This is a genomic window from Pectobacterium actinidiae, from assembly GCF_000803315.1.
GTDB classification, from domain to species: Bacteria; Pseudomonadota; Gammaproteobacteria; order Enterobacterales; family Enterobacteriaceae; genus Pectobacterium; species Pectobacterium actinidiae.
Map to the genome: position 1 here is coordinate 1,087,693 of NZ_JRMH01000001.1, position 22,320 is coordinate 1,110,012.

Below are 22,320 nucleotides of genomic sequence, written 5' to 3' on the forward strand. Positions count from 1 at the left end.
GCCTAAATAGAGGGATAGCGGCTCCATGAGCGACCTTGCCAGAGAAATCACACCGGTCAACATTGAAGAAGAGCTGAAAAGCTCGTATCTGGATTATGCGATGTCCGTTATTGTCGGGCGTGCATTACCAGATGTTCGTGATGGACTGAAACCGGTACACCGCCGCGTACTGTATGCGATGAGCGTACTGGGTAACGACTGGAACAAACCGTATAAAAAATCCGCCCGTGTCGTCGGGGATGTCATCGGTAAATACCACCCGCACGGCGACTCTGCCGTTTATGAAACCATCGTACGTATGGCGCAGCCTTTCTCACTGCGTTACATGCTGGTTGATGGTCAGGGCAACTTTGGTTCGATTGACGGCGACTCCGCGGCAGCGATGCGTTATACCGAAATTCGCATGTCGAAAATTGCTCATGAACTGCTGGCCGATCTCGAAAAAGAGACGGTCGATTTTGTGCCGAACTATGACGGCACCGAGCAGATTCCTGACGTCATGCCTACGCGTATTCCGAACCTGCTGGTTAACGGTTCTTCCGGTATCGCTGTCGGGATGGCAACGAACATTCCACCGCACAACCTGACGGAAGTCGTGAACGGCTGCCTGGCGTATATCGACGATGAGAACATCAGCCTTGAAGGGTTGATGGAGCACATCAAAGGTCCGGATTTCCCGACGGCGGCGATCATCAATGGCCGACGCGGTATTGAAGAAGCCTATCGTACCGGGCGCGGTAAAATTTACATCCGTGCGCGTGCTGAAGTTGAAGCTGACGCGAAAACCGGACGTGAAACCATCATCGTGCATGAAATTCCCTATCAGGTGAACAAAGCACGCCTGATCGAAAAAATTGCCGAGCTGGTCAAAGATAAACGTATCGAAGGCATTAGCGCGCTGCGTGACGAATCCGATAAAGACGGTATGCGTATCGTCATCGAGATTAAACGTGACGCCGTGGGCGAAGTGGTTCTGAATAATCTGTATTCCCAGACGCAGCTTCAGACGTCATTCGGCATCAACATGGTCGCTCTGCATCAGGGGCAGCCGAAGATCATGCCGCTGAAGGACATTCTGGTCGCGTTTGTACGCCACCGCCGTGAAGTGGTGACGCGTCGTACCATTTTTGAATTGCGTAAAGCCCGTGACCGCGCTCATATCCTGGAAGGTCTGGCCATTGCGCTGGCGAACATCGATCCGATTATCGAACTGATTCGCCGCGCGCCATCACCTGCTGAAGCGAAAGCCTCGCTGATCGCACAAGCATGGGAACTGGGTAGCGTGGCGGCCATGTTGGAACGTGCGGGTGATGATGCCGCGCGTCCAGAGTGGCTGGAGCCAGAGTTTGGCATCCGTGACGGTCGCTACTACCTGACAGAACAGCAGGCACAGGCGATTCTGGATCTGCGCTTGCAGAAACTGACCGGTATGGAGCATGAAAAGCTGCTGGATGAATATAAAGCGCTGTTGGCAGAAATCGCCGAGCTGCTTTATATCCTCAATAGCCCTGAGCGCCTGATGGAAGTTATCCGCGAAGAGCTGGAAGCGATCAAAACACAGTACAGCGACGAGCGTCGTACGGAAATCACGGTGAACACCGCCGACATCAACATCGAAGATCTGATCAATCAGGAAGATGTTGTCGTCACGCTGTCTCACCAGGGTTACGTGAAGTATCAGCCGCTGAGCGACTACGAAGCACAGCGTCGCGGTGGCCGCGGCAAGTCCGCCGCGCGTATAAAAGAAGAAGACTTTATCGATCGTCTGCTGGTGGCCAACACCCACGACACGATTCTGTGCTTCTCTAACCGTGGAAAGGTTTATCAGATCAAGGTCTATCAATTACCGGAAGCCAGTCGTGGCGCGCGCGGTCGCCCGATCGTCAATCTGCTGCCGCTTGAAGCGAATGAACGTATCACCGCAATTCTTCCTGTACGTGAATATGAAGAAGGGCATCACATCTTTATGGCCACCGTTAACGGTACCGTGAAGAAAACAGCGTTGTCGGAATTCAAGAATCTTCGTTCAAATGGCATTATCGCCATTAAACTTAACGAAAGCGACGAATTGATTGGCGCGAGCCTTACCAGCGGTAAAGATGAAGTGATGCTGTTCTCTGCGGAAGGCAAAGTAGTTCGCTTCTCTGAAGATGCTGTACGCTCAATGGGCCGTAATGCTGCTGGAGTTCGTGGTATTAGGCTTTCTGATAGTGACAGCGTTGTTTCCCTGAATATTATTGAAAAAATGCCAGCGCCGACATTCTCTATAAATGTAGGGATTTATCGCTATGAAAATATTCGATATGACAGAGAAAAGGAAACTGGTGACATCCTCACAGTGACACAAAATGGTTTCGGTAAACGAACTGCCGTGAGTGAGTACCCGACCAAGTCGCGTGCGACGAAAGGGGTTATCTCTATCAAGGTCAGCGAACGTAACGGTAAAGTGGTTGGCGCGGTTCAGGTAGAGGAAATAGATCAGATTATGATGATCACCGATGCCGGAACCTTGGTGCGTACTCGCGTATCTGAAGTCAGCATTGTTGGCCGTAACACGCAGGGCGTTAGGTTGATTCGTACGGCGGAAGACGAACATGTTGTGGGGCTTCAACGTGTTTCTAAAGAAGATAAAATAGAAGATGAAGAGCTGGATGGCGTAGTAAAAGTTGAAGGCGAAGTTGCCGAAGACGATGATGCTATCGATGACATTGATGGCGATGATGATATCGCTGAAGATGACGAATAAGCCTTTTCATTAAACCGGAATGAGCAGAGTAAGCCAGCGCGATGCGCTGGCTTTTTTTATCGACACTCGGTAGTGTATCAGCCAACAGGTTCTTCCATTATTCAACGGTATCCACTTGAAATATCTCGCCTCATTCCAGACCACATTAAAAGTGTCCCGCTATTTGTTTCGGGTTCTGGCGGTCATGCTGTGGGTGTTGGGCGCGCTGATATCCGTTTTTTATGTCACTAAAGTATTGAATGAAAAAGAATCAGAGCTGCGGCAGGAGTATAACCTCAGCTTTGATCAGTCGCAGGGTTACATTCGACACGCGTCGGATATTGTGCGCGAACTCCAGTATCTGGCGGCAAATCGCCTCATGCTGGCAAGGGAAAAGGCCGAACCGCCAATGGAAGGGGGCCCCGGCGTCTCCGTTTATGCGTTGGCTCCCGGTGCAACCTGTTCCACGCAATATGGTGGAAATTCGGCGCTGCTCTCATTGAGCCATTTTTTCAATGGCTGGCAGGATAATTTCTCTGCCGTCTACGATCTTAATCGGGTCTTTTTTATCGGCGGCGATCGGCGCTGTATGGTTGATTTTGGTATCCGTAACCAGTCGCTCGACCGTGATAATTTGCTCAAAAACGTGCAGGATCGATTTCAGGAACAGAAGAAGAGTCGCACCCAAAGCGGACGCGATGAAACGGTCTATTGGATTACCCCTGCGTCTATCCCTGACGTCGGCTATTTATATGCGCTGACGCCGATTTATGTGGATAACAAGCTGGAAGTCATCATGGGGATTGAACAGACGATTCGTCTGGATGATTTCGTCACCATCGGTAAATTTCCGATCGGTGCCCGGCTACTGGATCAATATAATCAGGTCGTTTTGCAGTTTTCCGATGATAAGGGGCGTTACGCTTCGTCGGTAGACGGTTATCCCTCCGATCATAACTATTTTGGCTATGTGAATGGTTATGATGAACTCATTTTGAAGAAGTCGCTGCCGCCCACTTCATTCAGTATCGTGTATTCGCTACCGTTGAAGGTGCTGCTCTCTCATATCAGCGCACTGATGATCAACATGCTGATGCTGAATATGCTATCGGCTGTCTTGCTGTTTGTGCTGGCGCTGGTGTTTGAGCGGAAAATGCTGTTGCCAGCAGAAGTGAATGCGTTCCAACTGGAAGAAAACGAGCAATTCAACCGCAAGATTGTCGCGTCGGCACCGGTGGGCATTTGTATCCTGCGTATTAATGACGGCACGAACATCCTCAGTAACGAACTGGCGCACAACTATCTCAATCTGCTGACCCATGAAGATAGGCTGCGAATTACCCGCATCATTTGCGAGCAGCAGTCCAAGTTTGTGGATGTCATGACCAGCCGTAATCACCACCTGCAAATCAGCTTTGTCCATTCGCGCTATCGTAATGAAAACGTGGCGATTTGTGTGCTGCTGGATGTCAGCGCGCGCGTCAAAATGGAAGAATCGCTACAGGAAATGGCGAATGCCGCCGAGCAGGCCAGCCAGTCTAAATCGATGTTCCTTGCTACCGTTAGCCATGAATTGCGTACGCCGCTTTATGGAATTATCGGTAACCTCGATTTGCTGCAAACCAAATCTCTGCCGCAGGACGCCAACCGTCTGGTTGCGGCGATGAATAACTCTTCCGCGCTGCTGCTGAAAATCATCAGCGATATCCTCGATTTTTCCAAGATTGAGTCGGAGCAGTTGAAGATCGAGCCCTGTGAATTTGCACCGCATGAGGTCATTAGCCATATCACCAGCAACTACCTTCCACTGGTGGTCAAGAAACGTCTGACGCTCTACTGTTTTATCGATCCCAATGTGCCGGTCAGCCTGTTCGGCGATCCCGTACGTTTGCAGCAGGTGTTATCTAACCTGCTAAGTAACGCCATCAAATTTACGGACACGGGCTGCATCATTTTCGAAGTCGGCTGCCGCGATGGTTATCTGGAGTTTGTGGTTCGTGATACTGGCGTGGGCATACAACCTCGCGAGGCGGTGAAGTTGTTCGACCCGTTCTTCCAGGCTGGTAGCGGTGTTCAGCGGCATTTTCAAGGTACGGGATTAGGGCTGGCGATTTGTGAAAAGCTGGTCAATCTGATGGATGGAGACATTACCATCGAATCGGAACCTGGGCTCGGCAGCTTGTTTGGCGTCAGAATTCCGCTGTATAAAGCGCGCTATGCCCCAGCGGCGATCAACGCCAGTCTGCAAGGGAAAATGTGCTGGTTGAAGATACGCAATGCCCGGTTGGAGGCTTACCTGCTGACGCTGTTGCAGGAACAGGGTGGGCAGGTGGCGCGTTATCAGAATCAAACCGTGTCGCCTGATGATGTGATGATTAGCGATTCGGTGCCGGAAGAGGACGTTAACGTTCGGGCGCATATCGTGATGAGCGGCGCACATACCGGCTTGGCGCAGGAAGTGAGTGACGGGCTCTGGCTGCAAGGGACGTCCACACCTCAACATCTGCCTGATTTGCTGGAAAAAATTTATCGCTCCGAAAGCGAAGACAGAAATCGCATCGACATTTCACCGCCGCTGACTAGCTACGTACGGGCTGAGAATGGCGATATTATGATTCTGGTGGTTGACGATCACCCCATCAACCGTCGGCTGCTGGCGGATCAACTGGGTTCTTTGGGCTACCAAGCGATGACGGCGAATGATGGCGTAGACGCGCTGGGTGTACTGAGTAAAAATCATATCGATATCGTACTGACGGATGTCAACATGCCGAACATGGATGGTTATTTGTTTACGCAGCGTATGCGCGAGCAGGGGTTACGTTTCCCGGTTATCGGCGTGACGGCCAATGCGTTGGCGGAAGAACGAGAGCGTTGTCTCGGGGCTGGCATGGATCACTGTTTGTCAAAACCGGTTACGCTGGACACGTTGCAGCAGGCGCTGGCGCATTACAGTAATGTGGTGCGTCAGGCGAGAACCTCTGAGGAATGACCTGCACCAGCGGTGGCCGGTGCAGGAGAGGAAACCCTTAATCTACCTGCGTTGCGCCGCCGTTAACGGAGGACAGGTAGTTCAGCAGGGCGATATCGTTCTCTACGCCCAGCTTGGTCATCGCTGATTTCTTCTGGCTACTGATCGTTTTGATGCTGCGATTCAGTTTCTTGGCGATTTCGGTAACCAAAAAGCCTTCTGCAAACAGGCGCAGCACTTCACTTTCTTTCGGGGACAGGCGTTTGTCGCCGTAGCCGCTGGCGCTGATTTTCTCCAGTACTTTAGAGACGCTGTCTGGTGTGAATTTCTTCCCTTTTTGCAGGGCAGCCAGCGCTTTGGGTAAATCGGTCGGTGCACCTTGTTTCAGTACGATGCCTTCGATATCCAAATCCAGCACTGCGCTCAGAATCGCCGGATTATTGTTCATGGTAAGAACAATAATAGAGAGGTGGGGAAAATGGCGCTTAATGTATTTAATGAGGGTAATACCATCACCGTATTTATCGCCTGGCATGGATAAATCGGTGATTAAAACATTAGCGTCCAGCTTAGGTAGGTTATTGATCAGCGCTGTTGAGTCTTCAAATTCGCCAACCACATTGACCCATTCAATCTGCTCAAGCGATTTTTTGATGCCAAAAAGGACAATAGGATGGTCGTCGGCAATAATTACGTTTAAGTTACTCATCGTTTTGGTTACTCATCTTGTTGGCTACCTTGCTGCCCTTTAGGTTCTTCTGGGGATAGTAATGCACTGACAAACCAATCAATTTCACGAAGGCTAGCCTCGATCTGTTCACTATCATGCGCGGTAATATGCTGCTCAAGCTGTTCACACAACTGTTTACCAGGATGCAGGTTAAGCATGGCAAACACGCCTTTCAGCCGGTGTGCCGTCTGCGAAAGCGACGGGAAATCGCCTGCTTCCACTTCAGTATACAGCCTCTTTAAATCATCCGGTACTGTCTCCACGAACAGCGAATAATAGTCGCTTGATGCTAATTGCGCGGCGTAAAATTCGACATTATCGGGTTCCCTTTCCTGTAGCGTATCGGGTGATGTTTCCAGTTGTAGCTCAATCAGCTTAAGTAATGCCTCCAGCAGGAGGTGGCTGATATTGTAATTCACCCGCAAACGGCGCGAGCCCAAAGGTGTTATTGTGTCGTCATCATGACTCAGGAGCAGCGTATAATCTGCTTTTTTCTCCGGGTCGTCAGTCATGCAGATATCTGCTTCCTGATTAATCTGGCGTTCATCGCTAACCAGATAATTTGCGCCCCAGCCCGTCAGCATATTGCCGACAATGTGCTGTACTTCATCAGACGTCACATCCAGCAGAACGGTAATCCCATCCAGCAGTTTTTCTTCCTCAACGGGCAGCGCTTCCGGTTCCAGTTTTAGCGTCAGGATATAGTGTGTGCCTAACCCAGCCTTACTGTTGATGGTTAATGCGCCGCCCAGTTTATTACAGAGTTGATTACACAAAAATAAGGTCAATCCTGAATTTTGTCCGAAACGGTCAGAAGTTGCAGGGTGCAGGAAAGGGTGTCGAATATTTTCCTGCTCTTTGCCTGAGACATTCGTTCCCGTATCGCTGATCTGAATAATCAGCGTATCCGACTCATTATTTTTTCTATCAATCGACACCGTAATCTTGCCGTAATCCGTATTGGTCACCGAATAATTCAGCAGCAGCGCTAGCGTCTTTTTCAACAGCTCGGCATCGCCCACGTAGGTTTGATTCATATCCAGATTGTAATGATGGAATAGGGTCAGGCCTTTTTGATTCAATCGTGGCAGCAGCTCAAGGAGAACATGGTCGATAAGCGTCAGCAGTGAAAAACTCTCGTTGACCACGGTCCATTCCTGCGCTTCCAGTTTTTCATGCAAAGCGATATTTTCCAGCAGTTCGATCGCGCAGCGGGTATCTGCCGTTAGCTGATCCAGCATCGGTGTCGGTACGGTTGCTGTATCGCTGTGGCGTAGCGCATGAATATGCTGTCGCAGTGAAATTAGCGGCTGTTTGAATTCGCTGAGCAGGTTTTGGAATAACCGTTTTCTGGCATGAATGTTCTTTTCGTATTCACGCTGGGCGAGCAGTAATCTCCGCTGCACCAGAATCTCTTTATCCTGTTCACGCAGCAGGAAGAGACAATAGTCAGACGAATATTGGCTGCGGATTTGGCGTATTTCATACATCTCATTATTAATCGTGACCTGAATAACGCCCTGATGCTCTTCCGCCATATTGGTGATTTTTTGCAGACTCAGGTGCGGAAGCAACTGCTCTGCGCGCTCATTCTGTATGACGACTTTATTATTGCTGAAATCATAAACCAGTACGCCCATCGGGATTCTGCCCGTTGTTTCGCGGTAAATATTCAGCGTCTTTTCCAACTGGTGGGAGACATCCTCGCCGGGATGCGCATACTGCCGACGGAAAAGATAAAAGCCGATGATGGATAAACTCAGCAGAACCAGATTCAGCAGCAGAAGCCAGACGTTATTACGCAATGAATCCATAATCAGGACTTTTATCGGCATCTGAAAAACGATTTTTATCGGTGCATTAACAAGCGTGGCGGAGATTTCAAGATTGGAGCCATGAAGCTGAATGTCAGCCGTGCCTTCGCCATTACTGTTGTCCATATTGCTGGCCGACGGCGTATCCGGCTTCAGCATAAGATGCTCACGTGGAATGGTGTCTGGGATTAAATCGTTAATCGGTAAGTCGAATGCCAAAATCGTCGCCAGATGGCCCGGCTGATTGAATGTGGTGCGCAGCGTAAAATAATAGTCGTTATAGAAGCGTAATTTACGCAGCGGGGAAAAACTTTCGCGCTCGTCTAACACATTTGCCTGTTGCAGCATTTCCGTCCGGCGAGCTTCGGCGATGACCGTAATATAGTTCCCACGGAACTGCGAGGAGATATCTTTCAGCGTCTGTGTGGAAATCATCGTCAGGCTGTTGTCGATGCCATTCAGGTAATACATGGAATAGACGCTATTCTCCGCTCCCCAGAGAATATCGAGATAACGTGATATCCGGCGAACTGAGGTGAGTGTCCCTTTATCATGTTGCCCAAAAATCAGCGCGTCCGTTTTCTGACCGTTTTTTTCTACATAGAAAACATTCGGCATTAAATTAATGGCGGTAATGTTGGTGTCGCTAGTGGCTGGTTCGCTGTTCAGGCTGCCATATATTTGGTAGGTGAAAAAACGATAGGTATCGACGCGTTTTTGTATGCCCTGCGCAATGGTCGTCAGCGAATTTTTTTTTCCCGCCAGCAAATCGTTGATGTAGTTATAGCCGAACGTTCCGGTAATAAGGAACGATAGTACCGTGAGGAGTGAAAAATAACGCAGGATCATAGCTGGCATCAATTAACGCTCCTGATTAGCGGATAACGGCACGCGCACTGGCGCTAACGCCTAGCAATAGCAGTGCGACAAACCCGAATGCGGTAGCCAAATTGCTGAACTGTGCAATAAAGCCGAGAATGGTCGGGCCGATCAGAATACCGGCATAGCCCACTGTGGTAATGGAGGCGATGGCCAAGTTCGGCGGCATGATCTTTTGATTCCCTGCGGCGCTGAAAAGGATCGGAACCACATTCGAGGCGCCGATACCCACCATCACAAAGCCAATAATGGCGGTTATCGGGTTATCAATGCTGATCGTTAACACCAGACCGAGTGCGGCGCAGAGGCTGCCACCGGTCAGAATCGCGTAGCGACCGAGCGCATTAACGATGCGATCGCCGTTCAGCCTGCCCAGCGTCATCGCGACGGAAAACGCCGCATAGCCCATGCCCGCCTGCGCGCCGCTCAGGTTGCGTTCAACCGTTAAAAAGAGCGCGCTCCAATCCAGTATGGAGCCTTCGGCTAAGAACATGATAAAGCACAGTGAGCCAATGAACATCACCCAGCCGCGTGGGATGACAAACAGAGGGCTGTTGTCATCTTGATTTGTGGTGCGCAGCAGGTGTTTATGCGCCGTTGCCACAAATATCAGTATGAGTGCGACAATCGCCAGAATTGCCATCAGCGGAGACAGACCAAGCCACAGCAGGGCGCTGACGCCGCCCGCACCGACAATCCCCCCGATGCTAAAGAAACCATGAAAACCGGACATCATCGCCTGGCCGCTCGCCCGTTCTACGATGACGGCCTGAATATTCATCGCGACATCAATCATCCCCATGGACGCGCCGAAAAAGAGCAGCGTTATCGCCATCAGAGGCAATGTTTCTGCTTGTGTCAGCGCGGGCAAGACCAGACAAAGCAGCGCGCTTGCCAGCAAAATAACGCTGCGGCACCCCAGTTTGCTGGTGAGGAAACCGGTAAGCGGCATGGCTAAGAGTGAGCCGATACCAAGAGAAAGCAGCAACATCCCCAGAGAGGCATCGCTGATAGCCAGCCGCGTTTTGACAAAGGGCACCAGCGGCGCCCAGGAAGCCATAGCAAAGCCCGCAACAAAGAAAACGATGCGCGTGGCTGCCTGTGCTTTTTTGCCTGGCAGATTCTGATTAATGCATAACGGGTTGGAATTCAGCGTTGTACTCATCCTGAACGAGGCTATCCGGTCGACGTAACAAGGGCCTATTTTTACCATAATTAGCGGTCTGAATGGAAAGAATCCTGGTATGCGGTTTTGGCGTGAGGGAAGAAAAGAGATGTGGGGCCGTGGAGCAGGCAAAAAAATGCCGATTAGATAATCGGCAAAATAATCGGTCAATTGAAGCAATAATGATGATGTAAGAGGATTTTAGAGCGGTGCACGAGATCCGTTTTGCCGTTTGGTGCGATTTTAGTTCATGTTCACCGTTATGGTCTTGCGTAACCTCTCACCCACGGCGTGTTTTTTTCCCGTATAATCCCCTACTTTGTGTTAGGTCTCCGGGGTAACGGTGAAACAACTTTCCGACTTGCTGCGGCATATGCAGCAGGATTTACGCGAGCCACTGCCTGAACGCGCAGGTTTCAGACAAATAACGCGCTCGTTGGTCCTCAGCGACGCGTCTGAGCTATTGCCGTGGTTGGCTACCCAGCCAGTGTACCCCCAATTCTATTGGCAGCATCGTCAAGATCGTGAAGAAGCCGCTGTTTGCGGCAACGTGTGCGGGTTTCGCCACATTCAGGATGCCGAGGCGTTTCTTGCTCAGCAGCCGTGCGATTCCGATGTGCGTATCTGGGGGCTGAACGCGTTTAATCAAACGAAAGAGGGCGGTGTTTCGTCGCCTGGCTACCTGTTTCTGCCCCGTGTGGAACTGCGACGTCAGGATGATACGCTCAGCCTGAGTATTAACCTGTTCAGTGATACGTCATTGCAACAGGATGCCGTTGAAGCCTCGGCGTTTCTTAACCTGCTTTTGCCACCCGCCTCGCAGCCTCTTTTACATGCGGAAGTGCAGTCCGTCGGGCATCAGCCGGCGCGTCAGGGGTGGATTACTTTGCTCCAGCGGGCGCTGCATGACATCAATAATGGGTTGATGGAAAAGGTCGTTCTGGCGCGGGCAACCACGCTAACGTTGACGCAGCCGCTACAGGCAACCACCTTTATGGCTGCCAGCCGCGCGGCAAACCATCACTGCTTCCATTTCATGCTGGCGCACGACGCGCGTCATGCCTTTCTTGGCTCCAGCCCGGAACGGCTTTATCGGCGCCGGGGTAGTGAACTGGAAACGGAGGCGTTGGCGGGGACGGTGGCCAGCGATCGCGATGCACACAAAGCCGCTGAGCTGGCTGACTGGCTGATGAATGACACCAAAAACCAGTGTGAGAACATGTTGGTGGTGGATGATATTTGTCAGCGGCTACAGCAGTCCGCGCTGTCGCTGGATGTCATGCCGCCGGAAATTGTACGCCTGCGTAAAGTACAGCATCTGCGCCGTACCATTCACGCTACGCTTCGCAACGCGTCTGATAGCGTGTGCCTGAATGCATTACAGCCCACGGCAGCCGTCGCGGGTCTGCCGAGGCAAGAGGCTCGCCGTTTTATTGCCGAACATGAATCGTTTGAACGCAACTGGTATGCGGGTTCCGCAGGTTACCTTTCGCGTCAGCAGTCTGAATTCAGCGTGGCGCTACGTTCGGCTGAAGTGCGGGATCATATTTTAACGCTTTATGCCGGTGCCGGAATTGTGGCGGGTTCTGATCCAGAACAAGAATGGCAGGAGTTAGAAAACAAAGCAGCAGGGCTACGATCCCTGTTAGACGGTGATATGTCATAGTTTTGTTTTATGGTTGTTGTGCGAGGTACTGGTTTATATCAAAGTCAGCGTAATAAAAAAAAATATAATAAGGCTGATCTTGATGTTTGCTGAAGGGCAACCAGACTGCCAACAGTGTGATCATGAGTATTTGCTAAATACCCTAAATTATTCGAGTTGCGTGACAAAACGTTAGCGTTCTGAACAACGACGCTATGCGGCTTGAAGTATAACGGATATAACCTGCAACCTGAGTTGTTGAGTACAACATGTCAACAAGTGTATTTAATCGCCGCTGGGCTACATTACTGCTGGAATCGCTGACCCGCCACGGTGTCCGGCATGTCTGCATCGCGCCTGGTTCTCGCTCCACTCCGTTGACGCTGTCGGCGGCGGATAATCGCGCACTCATTTGCCACACGCATTTTGATGAGCGAGGGCTCGGGCATTTGGCATTGGGGCTGGCAAAAGCCTCGCGTGAACCGGTTGCGATTATCGTGACCTCAGGCACTGCCGCTGCGAATCTGTACCCAGCCATTATTGAAGCGGGGTTGACCGGTGAACGTCTGGTGGTTTTGACGGCCGACCGTCCGCCGGAGCTGATTGACTGCGGTGCGAATCAGGCGATTCGGCAACATGCACTGTATGCTTCACACCCCACGCTGGCGCTGGATTTGCCGCGTCCTACTCCCGATATTCCTGCTAGTTGGCTGGTTTCCTCTGTGGATAGCGCCATGGCGCGGCTGACGCACGGCGCGTTGCACATTAATTGCCCCTTTGCTGAACCGTTGTACGGTGCCGATGACGGCACGGCGTACCAGGACTGGCTGATGACGCTGGGCGACTGGTGGAATAGCCGTGAGCCCTGGCTACGTGAAATGCGCCAGAGTACGCTGGCGGTACAACCGGACTGGTTGCAGTGGCGACAGAAGCGGGGCGTCGTGCTTGCTGGGCGCGTGAGTCCTGAACAAGGGACGCAACTCGCCGCGTGGGCGAACGAACTGGGTTGGCCGCTGATTGGCGATGTCCTGTCGCAAAGTGGACAGCCGCTGCCCTGTGCGGATATTTGGCTGGCGCATCCTGACGCCGCGGCTCGCTTACAGCAGGCGGACATCGTCTTGCAGTTCGGCGGTAGCCTGACGGGTAAGCGCCTGCTGCAATGGCAGGAACAGTGCCAGCCGCAAGAATTCTGGTTAATCGATGATCTGCCGGGACGGTTGGATCCGGCTCACCACCGCGGACGCCGTCTGGTGGCGGACGTGGGCGAATGGCTGTCTGCGCATCCGGCACAAAAACAGGCATCGTGGGCAGATTTGCTGGCGGATATTGCCGACAGAACGCAGCGGCAGGTCGACGCACATCTGGCTTCCCGTTTTGGTGAGGCGCAATTGGCGCAGCGCATACCGGCGCTTTTGCCGCCGGACGGTCAGCTGTTTGTTGGCAACAGTCTCGTAGTGCGTCTGATCGACGCGTTGGCACAGCTCCCACAGGGATATCCGGTGTACGGTAATCGTGGTGCCAGCGGTATTGATGGCCTGATCTCCACGCTGGCCGGTGTACTGCGTGCCACGTCAAAAGCCACGCTGGGCATCGTCGGCGATCTTTCCGCGTTATACGATTTGAATGCGCTGGCGCTGCTGCGTCAGTCTCCCGCGCCGCTGGTGTTGATTGTGGTGAACAATAATGGCGGCCAGATATTTTCCCTGCTGCCGACGCCGGTTGCACAGCGTGAAGCGTTTTACTGCATGCCGCAAAATGTGGAATTCGGACACGCTGCTGCGATGTTTGGCCTGAATTACGTGCGCGCCGAGAGTTGGGAACAACTGGCGGGGAAGGTGGCGGACTGCTGGGCTCAGGGAGGTGTCACGCTGTTGGAAGTGGTGGTTGAGCCGAAAGACGGCGCGGAAACGCTCAATGAACTGGTCGCTCAGGTGGCGACGTGGGCGCACTAGATTCTCAGGGGATAGATTTTCAAGGGCTAGGCTGCCGGAAAGTGACGCATGGCGCGGTGGCTTCTGGGCAGCCGTGGCTGGTGTGTCTGCATGGTTTATTAGGGAGTGGTGAGGATTGGCTACCCATCCTGCCGTTTTGTCGTGACTGGCCCGTGCTGCTGGTGGATTTACCCGGGCACGGCGCGTCACGAACGATTTCCACAACAGATTTTGCCGATGTCAGTCGGCAGCTTAGCGCGACACTTTTAGAGCAGGGCATCGAGCGCTATTGGCTGCTGGGCTATTCGCTCGGTGGGCGTATAGCGATGTATCACGCCTGCAACGGGCAGCATGACGGCCTGCTCGGGCTGCTGGTCGAAGGCGGACATCCCGGCCTGGCAACGCCGGAGCTGCGTATGGAACGTATCCACCATGATGCCCGCTGGGCGCAGCGCTTTCGTCAGGAACCGCTGCCAGCGGTTTTGCAAGACTGGTATCAGCAGGCGGTCTTTGCCGATGTGGGTTCTACTCAGCGTGAACAGCTGATTGTGCGCCGCAGCGCCAATCACGGTGCGTCCGTTGCCGCGATGCTGGAAGCCACATCGCTGGGGCGACAGCCTTTTTTGGTGGAACGCCTCCGGCACCTGCCGATACCTTTTGTTTACTTATGCGGTGCCAGCGACGTCAAATTTCAAACGCTGGCGGCGCAATACGGCCTGCCGTTACTGAGCGTGGCTCAGGCGGGTCATAATGCTCATCAGGCGAATCCAACGGCCTATGCCGAGCGGGTTCGCTCTTTTCTTTTGCACCCCGTTAAGGATTGATAACTATGCTTTATCCGAGTGAAGACCTGCTTTACGCACCGATTGAATGGCACGATTGCAGCGGCGACTTCGCCGATATCCTCTACCATAAATCCATCGATGGTATTGCCAAAATCACCATTAACCGTCCTCAGGTACGCAATGCGTTCCGCCCGCAAACGGTAAAAGAGATGATTCAGGCGCTTGATAATGCGCGTCATGACGACGGTATCGGAACGATTATCCTGACCGGCGCTGGCGATAAAGCATTCTGCTCCGGTGGCGATCAGAAAGTTCGTGGTGACTACGGCGGTTATCAAGACGACAGCGGCGTGCATCACCTGAACGTGCTGGATTTCCAGCGCCAGATTCGTACCTGTCCCAAGCCCGTCGTCGCGATGGTGGCGGGATATTCCATCGGCGGTGGACACGTTCTGCACATGATGTGTGACCTGACCATTGCGGCAGAAAACGCCATCTTCGGTCAAACGGGGCCGCGCGTCGGTTCCTTTGACGGCGGCTGGGGCGCATCTTACATGGCGCGCATCGTGGGTCAGAAGAAAGCGCGTGAAATCTGGTTCCTGTGTCGCCAGTACGATGCTGCGCAAGCGTTGGATATGGGGCTGGTGAACACGGTAGTACCGTTGGCGGATCTGGAAAAAGAAACCGTGCGCTGGTGCCGTGAAATGCTGCAAAACAGCCCAATGGCGCTGCGCTGCCTGAAAGCGGCGCTGAACGCAGACTGTGACGGTCAGGCGGGCTTGCAGGAGCTGGCGGGTAACGCCACCATGCTGTTCTACATGACAGACGAAGGGCAGGAAGGCCGCAACGCGTTTAATGAAAAACGTCAGCCTGACTTCAGCAAATTCAAACGGAATCCGTAATGCGTCAGGTCACTCTCTATCGTTACAGCGTGCCGATGGAAGCTGGAGTGGTGCTGCGTAATCAGCGTCTGAAAACCCGCGATGGCCTTATTGTTCGCCTGCAAGAAAGCGAGCGGTTGGGGTGGGGCGAGATTGCGCCGTTGCCGGAATTCAGCGTGGAAACGCTGGCAGAGGCGGAATCAGCCGCGCTTGAACAGCTAAAATCATGGGCGGCAGGGGCGGCATTTTCTGATGATCTTCCGCCGTCGGTTGCCTTTGGCCTGAGCTGTGCGCAGGCCGAGTTGGATCGGTATCTGCCGCAGGCGGCGGACTATCGCAAAGCGCCGTTGTGCAGCGGCGATCCTGACGAGCTGTTTGAGATGCTACAGGCGATGCCGGGCGAGAAAGTGGCAAAGATCAAGGTCGGCCTGTACGAGGCGGTGCGTGACGGCATGATCGTTAACGTGCTGCTGGAAGCCTTGCCGGATCTGAAACTCCGTCTGGATGCCAACCGCAGTTGGACACGTGCCAAAGCGGACGGCTTTGCTCGCTACGTCGCGCCGTCATTGCGTTCGCGCATTGCCTTTCTCGAAGAGCCTTGCAAAACCCGTGAAGAATCTCGCGAGTTTGCGCGGGAAACGGGCATCAACATTGCCTGGGACGAAAGCGTGCGTGAGGCGGATTTTCGGGTAGAAGCCGAGCCGGGCGTGAGTGCGATTGTGATCAAGCCTACGCTGGTTGGCAGCCTCGCACGCTGCCAGCAACTGGTGCAAGAAACGCATCTGGCTGGATTAACGGCGGTGATCAGCTCCAGCATCGAGTCCAGTCTGGGCTTAACGCAGCTGGCGCGTTTGGCGCACTGGCTGACGCCGGATACGGTTCCTGGGCTGGACACGTTGGATCTGATGCAGGCGCAGGTGATTCAACGCTGGCCGGATAGCGCGTTGCCGCTGCTGACTACTGAGCAACTGGACGTGGTATGGCGCTCCTGACTGACTGGCCGTGGCGATACTGGGCAAGCCAGACGCCCCAGCCTGTCGCATTGATTGAAGATGAAATCCGCTGGAGCTGGCAGTCGCTGGCCCAGCGGGTGGACCATCTGGCCGATCATTTCACACAGCAAGGTGTTACGGCTGACAGTACGGTCGCGCTACGCGGGAAAAATAGCGTCCAGATGCTGTTCAGCTATCTGGCGCTGTTACAGTGCGGCGTGCGTGTACTGCCGCTGAATCCACAGTTACCTGATACATTAACTGAGACGCTGCTGCCCGCGCTGAATGTAACGTATGGCCTGTGCCTGAATGATAAATCGTGGCCGAATGCTGTACGCCCGCTTTCTTTGCCACCCATTTCTTTGTCATCAGATTCTTCGCCATCAGGTAATACCGAAGGAAGTTACTGCACTGACCGATTACGCTGGCAGGCTGAACGGCTGGCGACACTGACGCTGACATCCGGTTCCAGCGGCATGCCGAAGGCGGCGGTACATTCATTGGCAGCCCATCTCTCCAGCGCGCAAGGCGTGGTTGAGATGATGGCGTTTTCCGCCAACGACAGCTGGCTGTTGTCACTTCCGCTCTTTCACGTTTCTGGGCAGGGTATTGTCTGGCGCTGGCTTGCTACTGGGGCAACGATTGTTGTCCGTGCGCATCAGCCTCTGGATAGTGCGCTGCGCGATTGCAGCCATGCTTCTCTGGTTCCGACGCAACTGTGGCGACTGCTGTCGGAAGAAACATTGCCCATGGCATTAAAGGCCGTATTGCTCGGTGGCGCGATGATCCCGCAGGCGCTGACGCAACAGGCGGAAGCAAGAGGTGTCAGTTGCTGGTGTGGCTATGGTCTGACGGAACTGGCGTCCACGGTCTGCGCGAAACGTGCTGACGGGCGTTCGGGCGTCGGTATGCCGCTGCACGGGCGAGAGATCCGGTTGGTAGAGGATGAAATTCTGCTGCGTGGCAGCACGCTGGCTGCGGGCTATTGGCGTGACGGAGAACTGATTCCACTCGTCGATGATGATGGCTGGTTTCACACGCGGGATCGCGGGCTATTTGCCGAGGGCGAGTGGCACATTCTGGGGCGTCTGGATAATCAATTCTTCAGCGGCGGGGAAGGGATTCAGCCGGAGAATATCGAAGCCGTACTGTTGGCACACCCCGATGTTCAACAGGCATGCATTGTGCCCGTTGACGATGCGGAGTTCGGCCAGCGTCCTGTTGCGGTATTGGAGGTAGCACAAACCACGACGCTCGATGCGATACGTGAGTGGCTACAGCCGCAGCTTGCCGGCTTTCAGCGTCCGGTCGCGTATTATGCGCTGCCCGTTGAACTGAAAAATGGTGGGATTAAGCTTTCTCGCCAGCAGGTGAAAAATTGGGTGAATACGCTGTCTCACCCGTTTACAAGGTAGTGCGGCTCGGCGGGACGCTATTTATCAGGAGCATTGCTGCCGGAACCCGTCGTGCTTCGCTGGTGAGTGTTGCTGGTTTCGCGATCAAACTGCGCCAGTTTTTCCAGAAACCACAGATCCTGAAACTGTATTGGGCTGTGCCTCTCGTAACTCGTTGTGCGACGGTTATCCATCGCTGCGTTGTTCTTCGCTGTCGCTACTTCTTTTTCGCTCACCATCACGTCCTTCTGTTTATTTATTCATCATCCGTGATGAATACTATTATTCACTTTAGGTTTTCTGGGCAAATAGGTGGCGCTTATTACTGCTATTGTCAGCTGCGCTGAAAAGATTCTTAAAAGAATAAATCCCTGCTCAGGGTAATTTCATACTGGAGTGAAAGGGCGTTTCGGGTAGAATCGGCAGCGATAACACCTTTACACGCGCGTTTAACGACGGTTTTTAAGGATATTGAAAATGAAAAAATTTGTGATTGCCTGTGCAGGGAGCCTGTTGCTTGCAAGCGCTTCTGTACATGCCATTAGCCTTTCCGGGGAAGCGGGTCGCGATTACGTTGGTGCCAATGCGGGCTTCGGTCTGGGCATTCCTGGACTGGCGGGCAATGTGAGTTACGCCCACGGCGACAACAGCAATGATGTATACGGCTTCGGTCTGGGATACACCATTCCTGTTGGTCCACTCAAACTGACTGTGGGTGGTAAGGCACTGTATTTAAACCAGGATCACGGTAATGATGGCTATGGTGTTGCACTGGGCGGTGGCGTGCAGTGGCCGCTGAGCCGCCAGTTCTCGCTGTATGGCGAAGGCTATTATTCACCAGATGCTTTCTCCAGCCATGTTGACCACTATGTTGAAGGGAAAGCGGGCGTTCGCTGGCAGGTATTTGGACCGCTGAACGTTGATGTCGGCTACCGCTACATCAATATGGCGCGTGAGAACGGCCCGGATAATAGACTGGCGGATTCTGCCTATGTCGGCGTTGGTCTGAATTTCTGATATACCCGTCATACTTCAAGCCGCAGGTGTGTTGGCAATACTCGGCTCATATCTGAGCCTCGCCCTGAAGGGCCGCCGCCAGCGGCGTTCAAATTGGCTAAGCCAATTTGTCCTCGCTTACCCCAGTCACTTACTTGTGTAAGCTCCTGGGGATTCACTGCGTCGCCGCCTGCCTGCAACTCGAATTATTTAGGGTATAGTGGTTCGAAAGAAAAAAGAGCGTGAATGTTGAGTTCACGCTCTTTTTTTATGACGGACATCCTTGTCCGTCCCCCTTCGGGCTGTCGCAAGCGACGTTGAAAAACGCTCCCGGCGTTTTTTTATGGCGGACATCTTTGTCCGTCACCCAGCATTTTTATGCTCAAGATTAGCTGATTGATGGCAGCCAGCCTGCCGCCATCGCCAGTTGGATCAAGATGATGGCTACGCCGCTGGAAAATACCAGAGCCAGAATCGGTGCACCACCGCGCGTCGCGCGTATTTCAGGATGCTGTTTGCGTACCTGCCAGCTCAGCAGGACAGGAATAAGCAATGCCAGCACGGCCAGCGCAATCGCCGCATAGCCCAGTGCCATTACGAACCCTTGCGGATAAAAGAGGGCAAACACCAGCGGGGGAATAAAGGTCAGCAAGCCCGTTTGCGCACGCCCGATGCCACTATTTTTACGTTTAAACAGATCGGCTAAATAATCGAACAGTCCAAGTGCCACGCCGAGGAAAGAGGTTGCCAGCGCCAGATCGGCAAACAGGTGGACGGCCAGTTCAACGTGCGGTGAGGCAACCAGCGTGCGAATAGCCTGCATCAGCCCATTCAATCCCGCCTGATCGGCCAAAATCGCGTTGAACGTTGAAGAACTCAGGCTGCCCAACATCACGAGCTGCCAGAAGATATAGGCAATCAGCGGTATCACGCTACCGATCAGGAATATCCGGCGCAGCTTACCGCTGTCACCACCCATGTAGTGCACGATGCTGGGGATACTGCCGTGAAAGCCGAACGAGGTCAAAATCACCGGTAGCGCCGAGAGCGTCAGACCCTGTTGTAGAGGCAGCGTTAACAGGTTGACGCGCTGAATATGGGGAACCATGACGGCCAGCATGATGACGAGCATCAGCACTTTGCCGCTAAACAGGATACGGTTAAACAAATCGACGGAGGATGTCCCGATACAGACGATGCCGCCAGCCACCAGCGTGAAGAGCAGAATACCTGCGGACAGCGGAAGTGAGTAGCCACTCCACTGGCTGATGCTGCTGGCGAGTAGTTCGCCTGCGCCGCTGATATAGGCTGCGGTGAGCGCATACATCAGAAATAACATACTAAAGCCGGTAATCCACTGTCCCCAGCGACCGAGGTAGATTTTTGCCAGCGTGCCCAGCCCAGTGTGCGACGGCTGATGCTGATATACTTCAACCAGCAACAGGGCGCTGTAACACATTAGTGCCCACAGACCGATCAATATCATCAATGTAGTACCAAATCCGACACCGGCGGTTGCCAGCGGCATCGCCAACATTCCTGCTCCAATAGTGGTGCCAGCAACGATAAAAATGCTGCCAAGAGTGCGATTCTTCACCTATTCCTCTATATATAGCGCGGCTATCCAGATATTTTTGGCAGCAGGGTAGAGTATTGAGAGATTTCTGTCAAAACGCCGTTACGAGGGGTGTAATTTTATATTTACACCGAAGTGGGGGCATCGGAGGCGATACGTTATCGGACTGGCAGAAAGAATTATTGTGTTTGTTCATGCGACTTTTTAAAGTGGTTTCAGGATCGTCACGAGGAATAAAAAATGCTTAGGGTCGAGATGTTATGTACCGGCGATGAAGTGCTGCATGGTCAGATTATTGATACCAATGCGGCCTGGCTGGCGGATTATCTGTTTCAGCAGGGATTACCGATGACCAGCCGGATGACGGTGGGGGACGATCTTGATGCGCTGGTGACGGCGATAACGCAGCGTAGCCAGATAGCCGATATCCTGATCGTGAACGGCGGTCTGGGACCGACCAGCGACGATCTCAGTGCATTGGCGGCGGCCACCGCAGCAGGAGAAGGGCTGGTTGAGCATGCGGAATGGCTGGCGCGTATGGAGGCATTCTTTGCCGAGCGCGGCAGAGTGATGGCACCGAGCAACCGTAAACAGGCGCAAATCCCTGCCAGCGCGGAAATGGTAGATAACCCGGTGGGCACTGCCTGTGGTTTCGCGCTGCAATTGAACAAGTGCCTGATGTTTTTTACACCGGGCGTGCCGTCTGAATTTAAGGTCATGGTCGATCAGCAAATTATGCCGCGCTTGCGTGAGCGCTTTGCTGTTGCAGAGGCTCCGCTGTGCCTGCGCCTGACCACTTTTGGCCGTTCCGAGAGCGATCTGGCAAGCCAGTTGGATGGCATGACATTACCGCCGGGCGTGGTGCTGGGCTACCGTTCTTCTATGCCAATCATCGAGCTGAAACTCACTGGCCCGGCCGCACAGAAGGAAAAAATGGCGCAGCTGTGGGAAACGGTGCGCACTGTGGCTGGGGAAAATACCATTTTTGAAGGAACCGAAGGGTTACCGGCACAGCTGGCACGACGTCTGGCCGAACGTGATATGACGCTGGCAGTAAGTGAACACTTCACAGCAGGATTGCTCAACTGGCAGCTCCAGTCGGCGGACGTTCCGCTGGCGGGCGGAGAATTGCTGGCAAACGTTGACGATACCAGCTTGTCTGGACTCGTGGACCATGCGCGCCATCTGGCGGAACGTCAGGGGGCGTCGTTAGCGCTGGTTGTGGGTAACCGGAATGATGCGGAGCTGTCATTGGCGCTGCATACGCCAGAAGGATCTTTCGCCCAAACGATACAGTTCAACGTACAGCGCTACAGCCTGAAAACCCATCAGGAAGTCGTTGCGATGCTGGCGATGAACATGCTGCGCCGCTGGCTAAACGGCTGGTCTGTCTACGGCGGCCATGGCTGGATAACGGTGCTAAGAACGCGTTAGCGTAAAAAAACATTCTCAGATGAGAGACAGACAATAATCTGTATGCGTTCTGACTTTGTTGTTTTTTATTTTCCGGCGTCAAACGCTGTGCTGAGGTGGGCGTGACCGTCGGGTGAGCCGCATGGACGCGGCGAAAGTCAGTGCCGCGTCGGGAACGCGTCACTGACGGCCCGAATAACGGGCACGAACGCCGAAGGCACCGCGAAGCGGCGCAGCGTCCGCCAAAATAGCCAGAGGTCAAGGAGCTGCGGCGACTGAGCGCTCCTTGTCGGGCGAGTGATGAAATGACAGAAAAATAAGGTGGTTAGCACGCCCGAAACCATCACATCAATCTAGCATAAGACGATAAGTCTATAAGCCGATGGCTAATGCTTGCCTGCAAATAAAAAGGCCAGAATCAAC

15 protein-coding genes are annotated in these 22,320 nt (G+C 53.3%); 10 read left to right on the forward strand and 5 right to left on the reverse strand.

Annotation, left to right across the window (positions count from 1 at the left end):
• The first annotated feature begins 25 nt into the window (after positions 1–25).
• Complete coding sequence (gene gyrA, locus KKH3_RS04510; protein ID WP_039356276.1) at positions 26–2,746, forward strand: DNA topoisomerase (ATP-hydrolyzing) subunit A; 2,721 nt, start codon at positions 26–28, stop codon at positions 2,744–2,746.
• A gap of 115 nt (positions 2,747–2,861) precedes the next feature.
• Positions 2,862–5,717 carry a two-component system sensor histidine kinase RcsC gene (gene rcsC, locus KKH3_RS04515; protein WP_072034502.1) on the forward strand — a complete coding sequence of 952 codons (2,856 nt, stop codon included), beginning with the start codon at positions 2,862–2,864 and terminating at the stop codon, positions 5,715–5,717.
• A gap of 37 nt (positions 5,718–5,754) precedes the next feature.
• Here rcsC and rcsB read toward each other — a convergent pair whose 3' ends face one another.
• The 3 genes from rcsB to KKH3_RS04530 are packed head-to-tail and all read right to left on the reverse strand — an operon-like array spanning position 5,755 to position 10,284.
• Positions 5,755–6,405 carry a response regulator transcription factor RcsB gene (gene rcsB / locus KKH3_RS04520; protein ID WP_005976164.1) on the reverse strand — a complete coding sequence of 217 codons (651 nt, stop codon included), beginning with the start codon at positions 6,403–6,405 and terminating at the stop codon, positions 5,755–5,757.
• 8 nt (positions 6,406–6,413) lie between these two features.
• A complete protein-coding gene (rcsD, locus tag KKH3_RS04525; RefSeq protein ID WP_039356279.1) occupies positions 6,414–9,098 on the reverse strand; it encodes a phosphotransferase RcsD in 2,685 nt (894 codons plus the stop codon).
• Between the two features lie 16 nt (positions 9,099–9,114).
• Entirely contained in the window at positions 9,115–10,284 is a 1,170-nt protein-coding gene (locus tag KKH3_RS04530) for an MFS transporter (protein WP_039356283.1), read from the reverse strand.
• 343 nt (positions 10,285–10,627) lie between these two features.
• Here KKH3_RS04530 and menF point away from each other — a divergent pair, with 343 nt between their 5' ends.
• The 6 genes from menF to menE all read left to right on the forward strand — a co-directional run bounded on the left by menF (position 10,628) and on the right by menE (position 17,933).
• Positions 10,628–11,950 carry an isochorismate synthase MenF gene (gene menF, locus KKH3_RS04535; protein ID WP_039356287.1) on the forward strand — a complete coding sequence of 441 codons (1,323 nt, stop codon included), beginning with the start codon at positions 10,628–10,630 and terminating at the stop codon, positions 11,948–11,950.
• Positions 11,951–12,198: 248 nt separating this feature from the next.
• A complete protein-coding gene (gene menD, locus KKH3_RS04540) occupies positions 12,199–13,881 on the forward strand; it encodes a 2-succinyl-5-enolpyruvyl-6-hydroxy-3-cyclohexene-1-carboxylic-acid synthase (protein ID WP_039356290.1) in 1,683 nt (560 codons plus the stop codon).
• Positions 13,869–14,684, forward strand: coding sequence for a 2-succinyl-6-hydroxy-2,4-cyclohexadiene-1-carboxylate synthase (menH, locus tag KKH3_RS04545; protein WP_052201289.1), 816 nt, complete (start codon positions 13,869–13,871; stop codon positions 14,682–14,684). Before menD ends, menH begins: the two co-directional genes overlap by 13 nt.
• A gap of 5 nt (positions 14,685–14,689) precedes the next feature.
• On the forward strand, positions 14,690–15,547 hold the full coding sequence (menB, locus tag KKH3_RS04550; RefSeq protein WP_010301311.1) for a 1,4-dihydroxy-2-naphthoyl-CoA synthase: 858 nt from the start codon (positions 14,690–14,692) through the stop codon (positions 15,545–15,547).
• The gene (gene menC, locus KKH3_RS04555; protein ID WP_039356295.1) at positions 15,547–16,518 is read left to right on the forward strand and encodes an o-succinylbenzoate synthase; all 972 of its coding nucleotides are present in this window, start codon (positions 15,547–15,549) and stop codon (positions 16,516–16,518) included. The genes menB and menC overlap by 1 nt, the downstream gene beginning before the upstream one ends.
• Positions 16,506–17,933: an o-succinylbenzoate--CoA ligase gene (gene menE / locus KKH3_RS04560; protein ID WP_039356298.1), complete on the forward strand. Its 1,428-nt coding sequence runs from the start codon at positions 16,506–16,508 to the stop codon at positions 17,931–17,933. Before menC ends, menE begins: the two co-directional genes overlap by 13 nt.
• Positions 17,934–17,950: 17 nt before the next feature.
• Here the strand turns inward: menE and KKH3_RS04565 are convergent, their stop codons facing one another.
• Positions 17,951–18,151 (reverse strand): catalase, encoded by a 201-nt coding sequence (locus KKH3_RS04565; protein WP_234991489.1) that lies wholly within the window; start codon positions 18,149–18,151, stop codon positions 17,951–17,953.
• A 238-nt stretch (positions 18,152–18,389) separates the two neighbouring features.
• Between KKH3_RS04565 and KKH3_RS04570 the strand changes: the two genes are divergently transcribed.
• Positions 18,390–18,929, forward strand: coding sequence for a YfaZ family outer membrane protein (locus KKH3_RS04570; RefSeq protein ID WP_039356301.1), 540 nt, complete (start codon positions 18,390–18,392; stop codon positions 18,927–18,929).
• A gap of 367 nt (positions 18,930–19,296) precedes the next feature.
• Here the strand turns inward: KKH3_RS04570 and tyrP are convergent, their stop codons facing one another.
• Entirely contained in the window at positions 19,297–20,505 is a 1,209-nt protein-coding gene (gene tyrP / locus KKH3_RS04575) for a tyrosine transporter TyrP (RefSeq protein ID WP_039356304.1), read from the reverse strand.
• 219 nt (positions 20,506–20,724) lie between these two features.
• Here tyrP and KKH3_RS04580 point away from each other — a divergent pair, with 219 nt between their 5' ends.
• Complete coding sequence (locus KKH3_RS04580; protein WP_039356307.1) at positions 20,725–21,918, forward strand: nicotinamide mononucleotide deamidase-related protein YfaY; 1,194 nt, start codon at positions 20,725–20,727, stop codon at positions 21,916–21,918.
• Positions 21,919–22,320: the final 402 nt, after the last annotated feature.